The organism is Streptococcus parasanguinis, from assembly GCF_901875555.1.
Classification (GTDB): Bacteria; Bacillota; Bacilli; order Lactobacillales; family Streptococcaceae; genus Streptococcus; species Streptococcus parasanguinis_H.
The window spans coordinates 106,106-120,842 of sequence record NZ_CABFMD010000035.1 but is presented as its reverse complement, the minus strand read 5'-3'; the positions used below and the strand labels follow the sequence as shown (position 1 = coordinate 120,842).

Annotated in this window: 13 protein-coding genes and 5 pseudogenes; 12 read left to right on the top strand and 6 right to left on the bottom strand. The window is 30.6% G+C overall.

Annotated elements, in window-relative coordinates:
- Positions 1-65: 65 nt before the first annotated feature.
- The 5 genes and pseudogenes from JX304_RS09620 to JX304_RS09600 all read left to right on the top strand — a co-directional run bounded on the left by JX304_RS09620 (position 66) and on the right by JX304_RS09600 (position 3,586).
- Complete coding sequence (locus JX304_RS09620) at positions 66-845, top strand: DegT/DnrJ/EryC1/StrS family aminotransferase (RefSeq protein ID WP_275576591.1); 780 nt, start codon at positions 66-68, stop codon at positions 843-845.
- Positions 838-1,302: an NUDIX hydrolase gene (locus JX304_RS09615; RefSeq protein ID WP_205012366.1), complete on the top strand. Its 465-nt coding sequence runs from the start codon at positions 838-840 to the stop codon at positions 1,300-1,302. Before JX304_RS09620 ends, JX304_RS09615 begins: the two co-directional genes overlap by 8 nt.
- Positions 1,299-1,940 (top strand): HAD family hydrolase, encoded by a 642-nt coding sequence (locus JX304_RS09610; RefSeq protein WP_003005641.1) that lies wholly within the window; start codon positions 1,299-1,301, stop codon positions 1,938-1,940. The genes JX304_RS09615 and JX304_RS09610 overlap by 4 nt, the downstream gene beginning before the upstream one ends.
- Positions 1,941-2,016: 76 nt before the next feature.
- Positions 2,017-2,873 (top strand): annotated as a pseudogene (locus JX304_RS09605) (IS982 family transposase).
- Positions 2,874-2,920: 47 nt separating this feature from the next.
- On the top strand, positions 2,921-3,586 hold the full coding sequence (locus tag JX304_RS09600) for an HAD family hydrolase (RefSeq protein WP_049474691.1): 666 nt from the start codon (positions 2,921-2,923) through the stop codon (positions 3,584-3,586).
- A 170-nt stretch (positions 3,587-3,756) separates the two neighbouring features.
- Here JX304_RS09600 and JX304_RS10850 read toward each other — a convergent pair.
- The 4 pseudogenes from JX304_RS10850 to JX304_RS10840 form a co-directional block, all read right to left on the bottom strand.
- A pseudogene (locus JX304_RS10850) lies at positions 3,757-4,300 on the bottom strand (integrase core domain-containing protein); the annotation flags it as partial.
- Between the two features lie 249 nt (positions 4,301-4,549).
- Positions 4,550-4,711 (bottom strand): annotated as a pseudogene (locus JX304_RS10845) (helix-turn-helix transcriptional regulator); the annotation flags it as partial.
- 8 nt (positions 4,712-4,719) lie between these two features.
- A pseudogene (locus JX304_RS09590) lies at positions 4,720-4,965 on the bottom strand (ImmA/IrrE family metallo-endopeptidase); the annotation flags it as partial.
- 299 nt (positions 4,966-5,264) lie between these two features.
- Positions 5,265-5,480 (bottom strand): annotated as a pseudogene (locus tag JX304_RS10840) (hypothetical protein); the annotation flags it as partial.
- Between the two features lie 96 nt (positions 5,481-5,576).
- Here JX304_RS10840 and JX304_RS09585 point away from each other — a divergent pair.
- The 7 genes from JX304_RS09585 to JX304_RS09560 all read left to right on the top strand — a co-directional run bounded on the left by JX304_RS09585 (position 5,577) and on the right by JX304_RS09560 (position 13,408).
- Positions 5,577-6,443 carry a helix-turn-helix domain-containing protein gene (locus JX304_RS09585; protein WP_205012365.1) on the top strand — a complete coding sequence of 289 codons (867 nt, stop codon included), beginning with the start codon at positions 5,577-5,579 and terminating at the stop codon, positions 6,441-6,443.
- A 154-nt stretch (positions 6,444-6,597) separates the two neighbouring features.
- On the top strand, positions 6,598-6,732 hold the full coding sequence (locus JX304_RS10900) for a hypothetical protein (protein ID WP_275576590.1): 135 nt from the start codon (positions 6,598-6,600) through the stop codon (positions 6,730-6,732).
- A 301-nt stretch (positions 6,733-7,033) separates the two neighbouring features.
- Positions 7,034-8,620, top strand: a complete 1,587-nt coding sequence (locus JX304_RS09580) for an ATP-binding cassette domain-containing protein (RefSeq protein WP_205012364.1) — start codon at positions 7,034-7,036, stop codon at positions 8,618-8,620.
- Between the two features lie 42 nt (positions 8,621-8,662).
- Entirely contained in the window at positions 8,663-11,560 is a 2,898-nt protein-coding gene (locus tag JX304_RS09575) for a lantibiotic dehydratase (RefSeq protein ID WP_205012363.1), read from the top strand.
- A gap of 30 nt (positions 11,561-11,590) precedes the next feature.
- Positions 11,591-12,361 carry an arginase family protein gene (locus tag JX304_RS09570; RefSeq protein ID WP_205012362.1) on the top strand — a complete coding sequence of 257 codons (771 nt, stop codon included), beginning with the start codon at positions 11,591-11,593 and terminating at the stop codon, positions 12,359-12,361.
- Positions 12,354-12,839: a lanthionine synthetase LanC family protein gene (locus JX304_RS09565; protein WP_205012361.1), complete on the top strand. Its 486-nt coding sequence runs from the start codon at positions 12,354-12,356 to the stop codon at positions 12,837-12,839. Before JX304_RS09570 ends, JX304_RS09565 begins: the two co-directional genes overlap by 8 nt.
- Positions 12,840-12,919: 80 nt before the next feature.
- On the top strand, positions 12,920-13,408 hold the full coding sequence (locus JX304_RS09560; RefSeq protein WP_205012360.1) for a hypothetical protein: 489 nt from the start codon (positions 12,920-12,922) through the stop codon (positions 13,406-13,408).
- 20 nt (positions 13,409-13,428) lie between these two features.
- Here JX304_RS09560 and JX304_RS09555 read toward each other — a convergent pair whose 3' ends face one another.
- Both JX304_RS09555 and JX304_RS09550 read right to left on the bottom strand, forming a co-directional pair.
- Positions 13,429-13,986 carry a hypothetical protein gene (locus JX304_RS09555; RefSeq protein WP_205012359.1) on the bottom strand — a complete coding sequence of 186 codons (558 nt, stop codon included), beginning with the start codon at positions 13,984-13,986 and terminating at the stop codon, positions 13,429-13,431.
- Positions 13,987-14,042: 56 nt separating this feature from the next.
- Positions 14,043-14,729 carry an XRE family transcriptional regulator gene (locus JX304_RS09550; RefSeq protein ID WP_205012371.1) on the bottom strand — a complete coding sequence of 229 codons (687 nt, stop codon included), beginning with the start codon at positions 14,727-14,729 and terminating at the stop codon, positions 14,043-14,045.
- Positions 14,730-14,737 lie beyond the last annotated feature (8 nt).

The following is a 14,737-nucleotide window of genomic DNA, read 5'->3' as shown; positions in this document are numbered from 1 at the left end:
TCTTCATAAGTTAATTTCATTATAAAACACCCCAAAAGTTAGATTTTTTCTGTCTAACTTTTGGGGTGCAGTTCATTATTGCTGTGCACATATTCGGAGTTGGAGCAGAAGTATATGAATTAGAAAGGGTATCTAAAACCCATAATCTTAAACTTATCTATGATGCTGCTCACGCATTTGGTAGTACCATTGACAAAACACATTTGGGAAACTTTGGTGATATCTCAGTATATAGTACCTCTCCTACAAAAACTCTAGTTACAGGTGAAGGGGGAATTGTCGTAAGTAAAAATAAAGAAATTGATAGCAAAATTAGACTTTTAAGAGAATATGGAAATCCGGGAGATTATAATTGTACTGAGATTGGTGTTAATGCTAGACTTAGTGAGTTGGCAGCTATAACTGGTCTAATGTCATTGAGTGTAATTGACAAAAATCTATCGGAGCGTAAAAAGATTGGCAATTATTATAGACAGTTATTATCTGAAATTGAAGGAGTATCGTTGCAAAAAATACCGGATAACCAAATTAGTACATATAAAGATTTATGCATAGTAGTGCATGCAAGGTCATTTGGGTTAGATAGAGATACAGTTGTTCAGAGTTTGAATAGAGAGGGTATTCCAACAAGAAATTATTTTTCTCCTCCTATACATAAAATGGATTGTTATTCTGAATACAATGATCTTGTTTTAGAAAATACTGAAAATATTTCCAAAAATATAATTTGTTTACCTATGCATCCATTTCTAACGTATGCAGATATCGAAATGATAGTTAATATTTTAAGAAACATTCATATCAATGCTGAAGAGATAAAGAAACGGGTGATACAAGATGCTTAACACACCAACAGAAAATTACGTGTCAACAATTCGAAAAAAGATAGGTAATGACTTGCTTATTCTAGTAGGTTCAAATGTTATTATTGAAAATGAACTAGATCAAGTGTTGCTTCAAAAACGTTCTTCAGGAACATGGGGATTGCCAGGTGGATTATTGGAAGTAGGAGAGACACTTGAACAAACGGCAATTAGAGAAGTATTTGAGGAGACAGGATTAACAATTGAAGAATTGAAGTTAATTCATACTTTTTCAGGGCAGGATTATCATTTTGTTCTGCAAAACAAAGATGAAATCTATGTAGTTACCTCTCTATACAAAGCGATTAATTATACGGGAAAATTGAATGTAAGTTCAGAAGAAACGCTGGAGTTAAGTTATTTCAATTATAACTCCCTTCCTTATAACATTGAACAAGAATATCTTGATTATATAAACTATTATAGAGGACTAAAATGATTGACAAAAAAGAAATATTTATTTTTGATTTTGATAATACTATTATTGAATCACTCCCTCTTTGTTTTAGTTGCTTCAGGATAGTGTTTGAAAAATATAAAAATATCAAGATGAGTGATTCGGATATTGAATCATTATTTGGAGGTAGTGAGGAAGATATTATAAGGAGCCATGTAGAAGAAAAATATGCTGATGAAGCAGTCGAATTATTTTACATTCTTTATGAAAATTTACACGATCATTTTATTGTTCAAAATAAAGTATTTGAAAATATTACTTTGCTATTAAAAAAATTAAATTACAAAGGAAAAAGACTTGCTGTTTTTACTGGTAAGGGGCGAAAAAGTATACAAATAAGTATGAAGAAATTAGAATTAGAAAAATATTTTAATTACATTGTATCTGATGATGATGTTGCTAATTCTAAACCTGATAGTGAAGGAATTTTGAAGATACTTGACCATTATAATGCAACTCCCTCAGATGCGATATTCTTTGGTGATTCAGATGCAGATATTATCTCAGCCAAAAAAGCAAATGTACTAGCTGTTGGTGTCAATTGGTATAAAACAAGAAAATTTACTATTTCTCCTGATATAATATCTAAGAATCCATTAGATATTATATACTCCTGCTGATAGTTGATTTGACTTAACAAAAAAGCCCATTTGGTGTACACTGCAAGTGAAGAAAAATAGCAGGGAGGTAAACCAAATGGACATTTTCCATTATACACCGAATCGCCATCACCTTCAACTCAGTATGCCGCAGCTTCGTAAAGTCTGCCGTGACTTATATCAAAAAGTCGCTCCTGATGAGTTGATCCACCGCAAGAATGTAGAGCAATGCAAGGTTTCGAATGTTTCTGTTTTAACCTTGATGCAATTTCAGGCAGAAATTGGGATGAAGTCACAGCGAAAGTTTTATCAATTTATCCGAAATTTCTTCGGATTCAGGGATTGGAGAGAAGCCGCTTCTATCGCCGTGTTCATTATCTGATGCCCCTGCTTCAGCTGATTTGCTTCTATTTCAATCAGCTGGATTTTGATGAATTAGTCATTATCGACAGCTTTCCAGTCCTCTTGTGTCAGCCGGTTAGAAATCATCAGGCCAAGGTCTTGAATGAGGTGGCCAACATCGGCTACTGCGCTTCCAAAAACATGTGGTTCTATGGTTTTAAAATTCATCTGGCGGTGACAGAGTCGGGCTATATTTTGGATTACTTGGTTACGCCTGTCTCGGTCCATGATATTCAGGTGGCAGAAGAGTTGCTGGATGCCATCCCCTATACTCCTGTTTTAGCGGATTTGGACTACTTGGGTAAGGAACTGAAAAAACGATTGGAAGCCAAGGGAATAGACTTTTTGACGCCGATTCGTAAAAATATGAAAGGAGCAGCTGAGCACAACAATCCTGCTATCCTGACAATCCGAAGGACCATCGAAACTCGGATCTCTGTCCTAAATGCATTGTTTAACATTGAACATCCGCTTGCTCGCTCTTTAGCAGGTTTGCAATTAGAGATCGAACGGGCTATTTTGGTCTATAATTTAGGATTTTTTATCAACTAGCAACACGGGTATTATATATGATAGATTTTGATTTTAAAGGAGGATTTATGAATTTGAAAGGTATAATCTTCGATATGGATGGAGTTATAGTTGATACAGAGTACCAAGATTTTCTAATACAGAAAGATTTTATCAAACACCTTAATCCAAAATCTAGTTACGAAGATACTGAGCTATTGGTATTAGTTGGTAAATCATATTTTAATCTTTATAGGCTTTTACAGCAATTTATTGAGAAACAATATGATATAAAAACTATAGAAAAAGAATATGCTTCTTTTAGTGATGAGAGATATGAAAAAATTGATTATTCTTTACTTTTTAGAAAAGAAATTCTAAAAATTATTGACTATGCATTGAAAAACGGAATCAAATTAGCTGTAGCATCATCATCAAAATATGAGCATATTAATGAAGTTTTAGAAAGGTGTGACATAAAAAAATATTTTGATGTCATCGTTAGCGGAGAGAATTTTTTAGAAAGTAAGCCAAATCCGTCTATCTATTTAACAACGCTACATAAGTTAGAATTGCAAGCAGAACAATGTATTGCAATTGAAGATTCATACTCTGGGATTGAATCTTCAACTAGCGCCGGAATTGCAACTATTGGTTATTATGATAGCCGATTACCATTTTTTAATGACAAAGCGCAATGGAAAGTTGAAAATATGAAAGAAGTTTTACAAATAATAGAATCACAGAGTCTTTGAGTTGAAAGGCGATGAGGTTCTTGAGGACGTTAGAAAGAAATAAACTTGTTTCATAACGAAATTTAAGGTAGAACTTATCAGGACTCTGCCTTTTTAGGCTCTTTTCTACCATTTGTCAAGTCTGTCAAGGCTTTAAGTAAAAAAATGAGATATGAAAAGGCAACACTTTTCTATACAAAATTTATAAAGTGTTTTTTTAAAGCGCTGATTCGCTTAGCGATTGGGGTTTGGTAGTTCAGACTGCTGTGAATGCGGTGATGATTCCACCAGTAAACGTAGTCCTTTGTTTTAAAGGTTAGTTCTTTCAGCGAATGGAAGGTTTCTTGGTTGACAAACTCGAGTTTGAAGGCACGGTAAGTACTTTCAGACACGGCGTTGTCATAGGGACAAGCTGCTTGACTTAGAGACCGAGCGATGCCGCATCTCATCAATCAGCTGGTTATCAAACTCCTTACCACGGTCAGAATGGAACAGCTTGACATTGGTAAGCGCGTAAGGAATGCTTTGATTGGCTTGTTTGACGAGCTCTGCAGTCTTGTGCCACCCAACTGACAGTCCAATAATTTCGCGGTTAAAGAGATCAATGATCAAACAAACATAAGCCCAACGATTTCCAACACGGACGTAGGTCAAATCTGTTACAATTGCTTCAAGTGGCTTTTCTTGGTCAAATTCTCGAGCCAATAGGTTTGGAATAGGTGCTTCATTTTTTTGAGCTAGTTCTTTATCAAAATAAACAGTATTATAATCCTGATCATTATAAACCGTTGAACCGATACCAGCAGACATTTTTTCGTAAACATGATATTCGTATAGTTTTGCTGATATTGAAACAACGTTCTTATAAGCTTCTTTTTGAACTAGGTTTCTGACATAATTAAGTGCATTATTCTTACCTTCATCTGATAAAGTATTATATAGTCGGACGATTTCGATCTCTGTAAAAAAACCTTTTGGTACATTTAGAATCTGCTCTAGTTGTTGCACTTTTTCTCTAGATGGTTGTTTTACTCCACGTTCCCATGCGGAATAGGCTTGATAGCTGACTCCCAACTGATCAGCAATATCTTTTTGAGTCTTTTTTAGCTCTTTTCTACGAGCTTTTAGTTTTTCTGGTTGATACATCGTTTTCCTCACATTAATAGTAACTTCAATTCAGCTTTTTGTTTTGCCTCTTTGTCTGTTAGCTTATTTTTATCCCAAACATAAGCTATAGATTTTCCTTTATCATAGATGAGCCATACTTTTAGATTGTCACAGCAAGTCTTAATTGTTTTCCAATTCTCTTGGTTTAAAAGTTCAGGATACTCTTGACTAGTCACAAAACTTTTTTTGATCACAGATCGCTCTATCTTATAGATTAGAGAAGCCTGATAGTTTTACAATTGATCAAGAAAGTAACACCTTCCTTTTATCAGGAGAAGGTAGAACTGATTCAACAGTAAAATATAAAGTTAAGGATGGCACCATTACAGTCGATATATCTGGAATAGAACATGAATATTACCAAAAAGGCAGTAAAGCATATAATAAAGCACTTCAACAATATAATAAGTAGAAATAGAGCGATGAAGTTTTGATTTCTTTCCCAATTTGGCTATAAGAAAACACCCTGAAAGATAGATAGGAAAATCTAACTTTTGGGGTGTTTTCAATTTTAAGAGCGTTGAATATGTCTTTATTTTGTGAGTGAGACACGGAAATCATTGTATTTGCTATAATCAAAGTCTTCATTAAGTCCTGTTACAAATACAATTGGTGTATAATGGCCCTCTTCCAAAATGAAACCGGCTTTTACCTTGGCATTGGCTCCCCCAAGTCCCGCAATACCAGGAAGGAGTGCCTCAAAAGCCCCTGGTTCATCCGTATACCAGTAATAGACATTGCCAGATTTATCTATAATTTGTATCTTTTTTATTATTGATTTGAATTTTAGATTTAATCATGTTACAATTGACATTGAAATCGAATAGAAAAGGAAGATTCAAACGTGGGCACATTATTAGCAACTAGATTAAAAAATAGACGAAAGGAATTAAAAATGTCTCAGCGAGAATTAGCTGAGGGTATCTGTAAACAAGGGCAAATCAGTCGATTAGAGAGTGGAGAGTTTACCCCTGGAGCGGATTTTTTACATGCTCTTGCTAAGAAATTAAAAGTCAGTATGGACTACTTTTTTGATGAACAAATCGTAGAAGAGATTGATGAGTTATCAGAGTTTAAAAAATTATCACAGACATTTATAACAAACCGAAATTATGAATCATTGAAGTATATATATGAACTAGAAAATGTAAAAGCTCATCGCTTATCTTTAGCAGATAAGTTTTACATGGAGTGGATAAAGTCTCTTATAGATTTTTATTTTTACGGACAGAAAGATGATGCGATTACACGATTAGAGAAGATGCTATCTCAGTTAAGTGTATCTGATTTGAACTACTTTCAAGTTTCAAATACTCTATTCAATTTTTATTATGATACAGAAGATTTAGAACGTTTTAATGAAATTCGTGAGAAACTAGAGTATCAAGTAAATCAACTCAATTTAAACACAATTGCAGAGATAGAACTATCTATTAAGTTTAATTATAACGTTTGTCGTTATCTATGGTTACAGAACAATATTGAAGAAGCTATTACTAAAATTACAGCTACGATAAAGCAGTGTAAGGATTACAGAACAACTTATCTATTAGCTGATTTGTACTTATTGATAGGAAATGTAAGTGAAAATTTTTCTTCTAAAAGTTCAGTGAAAGAATATTTTGAGATAGCCCATTTCCTATACAAACTTGAGGAAAACATGCCAATGACTTTGAAAGTTGAGCATTATATTGCAGATATAACAGAATAATGGATACGATGTTCAAGTGAGCATCGTTTTTTTAATCTATCATAAAATACAAAAAAGTATCAAATGAAAAATAAATAAAAAAAGGTTATAAAAGTTCTTGACAAGCCAATTTTGAAGTGATAAAATAAATGCAAGAAAACAAAAGGAGAGGTATATGAGAAGTTTGTTTAAGAAAATAGTTGCTGTATTAGCTATTGGCTTAATTCTGTTAGGAATTACGAGAACACCTCAAGTTCATAAGATGGATAGAGGTATTGATCCTGGTCCTGCGAATGGAAAAGCTCTCTAATTGTTCAGACTAATCTATAACGACATTATGAGGTTTGATAAGATTTCTCCTCACCGGATAAAAATCTTAAATATATTTATGGAAGGATAAACATGCTATGGAAAATACAGAGCTTACTTTAAAACAAGAAAATATTTCTATTGATGTTGACGACATTGATGTAGCTGCTATCTTGATGGGAAGAAATCAGCCAAGTCAGCGTGCATGTTAAAGTGCATTTTGTTGAGTCAGGGGTGATAATTATTATCGCTCCTGATTTTTATTAGGTTAATTAATTAAGGAAGTTATAAAAGAATCTCGAATGAAAAAATATTTTTATCAAAATCCCTTTTTAGTAGGTCAATTCTTAATAGTAAATATTATTGGAGCAATTTCTGTACTGAGCTTGGCTTTTGTGCTAGAAGGCATTATTGATTCTATTTCAAATGTTAATTCAAAAACATTCATCTTATATGTAGTGTTGTTGCTAGTCTACATAGTTTTTGATTCTGCAATGGAGTACTGTGTTGAAGTTTCAAATCAGAAATTAATTCAAAAAATTTTACATGATATACGAAGTGATTTGACTGATAGTAACGGAAGAAAACCATTGATTGATGTTTATCGTAGTAATCCTGAAATGCATATTTCAACCTATACTAATGAATTAGAAGTCTTAGAAAAACAATATTTAGAGCAAATTATTAGTATAACTAATGATATTTTAGTTTTTATTTTTGCCTCAGTCATATCTTTGTTTATACAACCGTCATATACTATCATAATGGTCGTTTTGAGTTTACTTCCTCTTTTTTATCCTTTGTTAACTCAAAATTCTTTACAAAATGCAAGAGATGTAAGTGTAAAATCAAAAGAAAATTATTTTAATGTGGTATCAGATTTTTACTCTGGTTTAAAGACAGTCAAACTATTTAATGCAGTGCACTCTTTCATTGATATAGTGAATTCAAAAAGTAAGCAGTTAGAACAAACTAATGTAGCTTATTACAAAAAGGCAAATTCAATAGAGGCAATATCTTATGCAATAACAATGCTTGTAAATCAGGGAGCTTGGGTAGTAGGAGGATTTTTTGTACTCAAGGGAAGACTTTCTCTAGGAGAATTTATCGGACTTCGTCAATTAGTGATGTATATTACATACCCAATTACTAACATGAAGCATAGCTATACTGATATATTGTCTTCAAAAAAATTGGTTAACGACCTAATTGAAACTATACATCAAGTATCTGAGGATTCCACCAAGACAGAAAATGTAAAAATTAATACAATTGAACTTGTTGGTTTCGGAATATTAGGTGAGAAACAAAATATATTACAAAATATAAATTTAACATTTAAGGTGGGTAAAAAGTATCTTATTGTTGGAAAAAGTGGTAGTGGGAAAAGTACACTTTTGAATGCATTAATAGGTTTGATACCAGATGGTTTTAATACTAATGGTAATATTTTAGTTAATGGACAGGATTTAACTAGCATTAAGTTAGATTACTCATCAGTTGCTTACGTGGAGCAGAAAACATTTATTTTTGATAAACCAGCTATTGATAATTTGACAATGTATAAAGACTATGATAAAAGTCTAATTCATCAAGTGTTACAAAAGGTAAGCTTAGAAAATATTAATTTAGAGGATCCCATCAAAAATAAGTTATCTGGAGGACAAGAGAGGAGACTAGATTTTGCTAGATCTCTGCTTGCGAATAAGGAAATTTTACTTTTGGATGAGGTTACATCGTCTCTAGATAAAGAAAATAGATTGCGTATTGAAAAATTAGTTGATTCATTGCAGGAAAAAATGATTATTTGTATTGCTCACGAACCATCAGATACTTTTATCTCAATGTTTGATGAAGTGATAACTCTTGAAGAAGGAATGCTTACTTAACGGTAAAATATCATAATCACACTAAATTGCTAGGAAAAATTTATGAAAAAAGAAATACTACCTCAATATATTTATAGACAAAAAACAGGTAATAATTGGGCTTTAAAGGAGTATTACTCGCTAAAATTTGATAACATAGACAGCTGCTATGAGTACCTTTGGAAAAACGTTTTACTTCAAGAAGCAATTTTACTTTGTAATCGCACTCTCTTTATGGAGCTATCAAATTTTTATAAAAAACCAGAGAAAAAAAAGAGAAGATTATTACGAACTCTAGAAAATTATTTTATTAGATTTTGTACACGTCCCTCAACATTCTTCACGTTTGGATATGTAGGAGTAGGAGAATTTTCTCATGGTGCGATAGAAGAAAATCTGAAATGTGAATCAAAGAGTGTAGAAAAGATAACAGATATTTCTACAGAGTGGGCTTTTGATTTTTTAAAATTAATTTTGAGAGAACGAGATGTATTAAAAGAACTATTCGTATTTTTAAATCCCAATTTAATAGGAGTCGGAACAAAGCTGTTAAATCAGAAGCTGTATTTTTGCCAATCAGATATACAAAAAATTGTCTTGACGGATTTAAACATTGTTCTTTCAGACATTATCGAGACTTGTAAAACACATTTAAAAATAAGTTCTCTAGTTAATTTGTTATTAGAGAAGGGATTTGAATTAAATACTATCTATGACTATATACAGCAATTGATAGATAGTGAGATATTATTTTTTGAATGTTTTGAGATATTAACCAGAGATAATAAAATAAATTTGATAGATGATTTTATTAATAGAATAGAATTAATACCTGCAAAATTCAAAAGGCAAATTGCTTGTATAAAATCAAAAATAGAATTATATAATAGTATTCCTCTAGGAGAGGGGAGTCGAATTCTGATGGATTTATATAGTATTATGGACGATATATGCAAGGTAAATACTCCGCTTAATATTTTATGTATTAGTCATCAGAGATTTCAGATGGATTATCAGATAAAGAATGAAATAGAAGAGTTTCTTAATATACTATTAACTATTAATTTAAAATATAAGCAAGAGCGCAGTCTGAAAGAATATACAAGAAAATTTTATAATTTGTATGGTAGTAACAATTTAGTGCCTTTAACGGAATTACTTTCAGTTAAAGGGTTAGGTTCTCCTTCAAACTATTCGAACCCAATTTTGAGTACTTATTTGGGAGAAACTTTAAATATTAATGATGGAACAGATAAATTCCAACATGACTTAGTGAATCAGATTTTGAACACTACCAGTGGTGAAGAGATAAAATTAGAGAATTTAATTGAACAAGGACGGGTAGTCAAGGATAGTTTTCCTACTGCTGAAGTAGTTTTTTCAATTTATGAAGTTGATAATAGGATTAAATTAAGATGGCATGGAAATCAATACTCAGATAATTTTTTTTCGATTTCTGGGAAATATGTGTCTTATTTTAAGGAAAATCTCAATATACACAAGATGCTAGAGATAGAGAGAAAATTTTATAATGAACTTCTAATTGGAGTTGATGAATTTTATAATAATTTAGTATTAAATGACATCAAGAGAGAGAATGCCTTAGATAACTTGATATTAGATTTTCCATTTTTTAAAAATATTGATATTTCAGATGTATATGTATATTTAGATAACAAGAATAATTTTCAAGTTTTTTCTAAGAAAATAGGTACTAATATGCGTGTTGTAAAAAGAAATAGAATTTCTCCAGATCTATTAAATAATCAAACCCGATTTTTATATAGTATTTTTTGCAACCAATTATCGTATTATGATTTCTATAAGGTTTTTTCAATTGAGTATTTACATTATCAAAATAGAATAGTCTATAAAGATATAATTGTATATCCTGAAACATGGAGGCTATCTAAAAATTCTAATTTTGATAAGTTTATAAAAAACTATAATGTTCCGAAATTTGTAAATTTAGTAGAGGGAGACATGGAGTTACTGATAAATTTAGATAAAAAAGGAGATATAGAGAAGGTAAAACAAAAATTAAAGACAGATAAAGTAGTTTTAACAGAGTACTTAGGGGAGTTAAAAAGCTCTAATGAAATAATAGCATTTTCAAAAAATATAGATAATAGTACACAGTGTTTAGAAAAAAACTGTAGCTTGGAGGAAGTACATCTGGTATCTAAAGACTGGTTTAGTTTTCATTTGTATTGTAAAGAGGAATTAACATCGATTTGTGTAGAAGATATTTTAAAGAAGTTCTTAAATTTGATTGATGACGATATTCAATATAATATAAATTTTGTTCAATATTACTACGATGAATATCATATTCGATTTAGAATTAAAATTTTGGGAACAAATGATACGGATAAAATTAAAGTCTTAATGTTAATGATAAAACTTTTTTCATCTAGTATAGACGACGGACTTCTAACACGGTATGAGATGCTACCGTATCGAATAGATTTTTCACTACTTGGTGGTTCAGATAGTGCTTGGAATATCGAGAAGATATTAACACTAGATTCTCTTTATGTTATTTCTAATTATTCCATTTTGAGAACACTTCCGATACAATATTATGTACTTATACTACAAAGTATTTTTGAATCATTTGGAATAGACACTGAGGAATTAATCAAACATTTTAAGGACATTAAAGTATCAAAAGATTACTCGTTATATAGAAATGTAAAAAAAGAAATTAAAAATATAGATTTAGATGTTTTTCCATATAGTGAGGAACTTTTCAAAAAATGTAAATATCTAGTCGGACTATCAAATGAAATTGAGAGTAAACGAAAAGTTAATACATCTGAAAAAATAGAAATTGCTAAGAGATATATACATCTATTTTTAAATAAAATTTTTTTCAATAAATTTTATGAGGAGAAAATTTATCAACTGTTCTATCTATATTTAATGGATAAAAAATTTATCCAGAAGTCTAAAATGTAAGTTTGATTATAAATGATTAAGGAGGAGTAAATGTTTATAAATTTACCTTATAAAGGACGAACGAAAGTACCAGGATCCGAATGTGGATTTAATAATTTTATTAGAAATAACTATTTAGAGAGAAAGTATTATTTACAAAATAACTTTATAAATGCCTCTGATTACGAAAATAGTGACTTAATATCAGAATTGAAATCAAAAATATCTTCTCGGTATGGTGAAGAGGACATATTTATTTTTGGTGGCGATCATTGTACTACCAGTTTTGTTTTTGATAATATTATTGATACTGAGAAAAGTATCGGAATTATAATATTTGATGCTCATTTAGATAAAGGAGATATATCGGATGGATATTATAATTGGAATGTTCTTAGTTGGATAGAGGATAGTATTGAGAGTGGTATGATAATAGGAACTAGACACGATTATTATAAGGTTCTTACCCCTAGAAAATATAAAGTTTATGATGATATCGCAGTATATGAAAATAAAGAAATTATTCTAGAAGATATAAGAGAATACTTTGAAAAATTTGATACTATTTACATTAGTCTTGATGTCGATGTGCTAAATGTATCGGACTTTCCAGGTGTTAGCTTTCCAATGCCTGGGGGGTTAAGTTTAGTAAATCTTGTATACTTTATCAGACAAATAAAAGAAATCAAAAGAATACACGGAAAAAATATAATTTGGGACTTGGTTGAATATAATCCTCTTGTAGAGTCTACAATTTCTAATATCACCTTACAGCGTATACTAACGGAAATTAATACAGATAATTATACCAAATATGATTGAAAGAATACTGAACAAAATTGAGCAGGATTTTCTGCAATTAGATTTTAAAGAACTATCGAATAATGAAAATTATCCAGAAATATTATATAATATATTACTTTTTTTGTCTTGTTTATCAGATTCAGAATATATAGATTACATTGATGAACAGTTCTATGAATTTATTTTAAAAGAAATATATCTTAATAAATCAAGATTTAAGTTGTCATTTTATAATGGTATGACTGGTATTGTTTTCTTGTTAGAATATAGTAAGTTGAATAGCGAGTATTCTGATTTATTGAGTCAATATTTCAATAAAACTATAAGTGATACTATGTTGGTATTACTTCCTTTTTTTAAGGACTCAAAGAAAGAGTATGAATTTTTTGGAGGTTTGTTAGGAATTATATATTATTATTTACAGAGAAAAACACCAATAAATCATAAGGAATCGTACATTTTAGAAGAAAGTTTAAATAAATTATTAGGGTTATAAAAAAAGAAATAGATATAGAAAGTTTTGATATTTCGCTTATACATGGAATGGTACCGTTTTTGAAAATATTTCGTAGTTATTTGGAAAAAGAAGAATCTAAAGAAATAAAGGAAATATATAATAAAATGATGGATTGTTACTTGAAGCTAGTTATAGACAAAGAAAAATTTGAGGAAATTTTTGGTAAAAAAATGGGATGGTGTAACAGTAGACTTTCTATACTTTTATTACTATATTCACTACCAGTTGAACAAGAGATAAGTAGCTACTTGTACAATGAATTATTAGAGATATTTGATAGCAGTGGAAGTTGGAAATATGATGATTCATATCTTTGCCATGGTTATGCTGGGATGAGTATCATGATGTGTGCATTCAATTATACAGGAAAAAAAAGAATACTTGTAAGAGAGAAGCTTTATGAAGAATTACAAAATAAAAAAAATTTACTTGGTAATCTAAATGAATCACCAAATATCATGGAAAATTGCTTAGGAGTTACATTGGCTCTTATTAACGATTATTCTAATAAATTGGAAATCCTTAACAAAATTATGTTAATGATATGAGATGGCGAGACAGAAATCATTTACAACGGTAAGGGTGAAAAAGAGGAAACATGTAGTGTTCCAAAACAATTTCCGGATACTGGTCTTCTAGATTGTTCAAATCGAACCTCATTTATTACCTCAATATATTCCTTACCTTTATTGATATTCAATTCAGATACAATTTTTATAGCTTTTTCCATTTTCTTAATTCCTGAAATTGTATTATGATCAGAAACCACTATTGTTGAAATATTTTCTCGATATAAACTCTGAGCAACTATCAAAAATGATATTTGCTCTTTTTCATTTTCAAAACCATTTTTTTGATAGTTATTATAAATAATACTATCACCATCTTTTGTTTTAAAATATTCCTCTGGAAAAAGCTTATTATTTTTTACTTCTAAAAGATAATCTTCTACAGATAGTTTATTCCATTCTTTCTCTGATAAATCGTTCCAAACTTTAAATAATCTGTAATCATGGGATACTGGGGTATGGATGTGAAACAATGTTTTACTATATTTCCCACATTTATTTTTAGTTTTCAGTAATTCATCATATGCCTTTTTTATTTCATTATTTTCTTTTCCCATTTTCAATCTCCATAAACAAAAAAATAATACACTATTATTATTTTACATTAACAATATCACTGTTCAACAGGTAAGAAATTCCCTACAATAATCCCTACAATTCTAGGATCTTCATCATACGAAAGAAAAATATCTTTATAGTTTGGATTGATAGAAACCAGTCTTAAGCCATGCTCCTCTCGATAAACTCGTTTTATGTAAGTTTGGCTATTACATACCACAGCATAAATTGCACCATCATAATCAAATCCAGTCTCACGAATGAGAGCCACCGAACCATTTTGATATTTAGGTTCCATTGAGTCTCCAGAGACCCATGAGGCGAAATCGTGGGCTAATTCTTCATCAAAATAGACGGTATCATAGTTTTGATCGTTATAAACCGATGAACCAATACCGGCAGACATTTGTTCGTAAACATGGTATTCGTATAGTTTTTCTGACATTGAAACAATGTTCTTACATTTTTCTTTTTGAACTAGTCCTCTGACATAACTAAGTGCATTATTCTTACCTTCATCCGATAAAGTATTATATAGTCGGATGATTTCGACCTCTGTGAAATAACCTTTTGGAACATTTAGAATCTGCTCCAAAAGCTTTATTTTTTCTCTAGATGGTTGTTTTATTCCACGCTCCCATGCAGAATAGGCCTGGTAGGTAATACCTAATTGATCTGCAATATCTTTTTGAGTCATTTTTAGCTCTTTTCTACGAGCTTTTAGTTTTTCTGGTTGGTACATCATTTACC

Excerpts from the sequence above, each read along its gene's own strand:
- JX304_RS09580 (WP_205012364.1), top strand. The coding sequence starts at position 7,034 with ATGAAAAAATATTTTTATCAAAATCCCTTTTTAGTAGGTCAATTCTTA.
- JX304_RS09565 (WP_205012361.1), top strand. The coding sequence starts at position 12,354 with ATGATTGAAAGAATACTGAACAAAATTGAGCAGGATTTTCTGCAATTA.
- JX304_RS09615 (WP_205012366.1), top strand. The coding sequence starts at position 838 with ATGCTTAACACACCAACAGAAAATTACGTGTCAACAATTCGAAAAAAG.
- JX304_RS09555 (WP_205012359.1), bottom strand. The coding sequence starts at position 13,986 with ATGGGAAAAGAAAATAATGAAATAAAAAAGGCATATGATGAATTACTG.
- JX304_RS09570 (WP_205012362.1), top strand. The coding sequence starts at position 11,591 with ATGTTTATAAATTTACCTTATAAAGGACGAACGAAAGTACCAGGATCC.
- JX304_RS10900 (WP_275576590.1), top strand. The coding sequence starts at position 6,598 with ATGAGAAGTTTGTTTAAGAAAATAGTTGCTGTATTAGCTATTGGCTTA.
- JX304_RS09610 (WP_003005641.1), top strand. The coding sequence starts at position 1,299 with ATGATTGACAAAAAAGAAATATTTATTTTTGATTTTGATAATACTATT.
- JX304_RS09550 (WP_205012371.1), bottom strand. The coding sequence starts at position 14,729 with ATGTACCAACCAGAAAAACTAAAAGCTCGTAGAAAAGAGCTAAAAATG.
- JX304_RS09600 (WP_049474691.1), top strand. The coding sequence starts at position 2,921 with ATGAATTTGAAAGGTATAATCTTCGATATGGATGGAGTTATAGTTGAT.
- JX304_RS09575 (WP_205012363.1), top strand. The coding sequence starts at position 8,663 with ATGAAAAAAGAAATACTACCTCAATATATTTATAGACAAAAAACAGGT.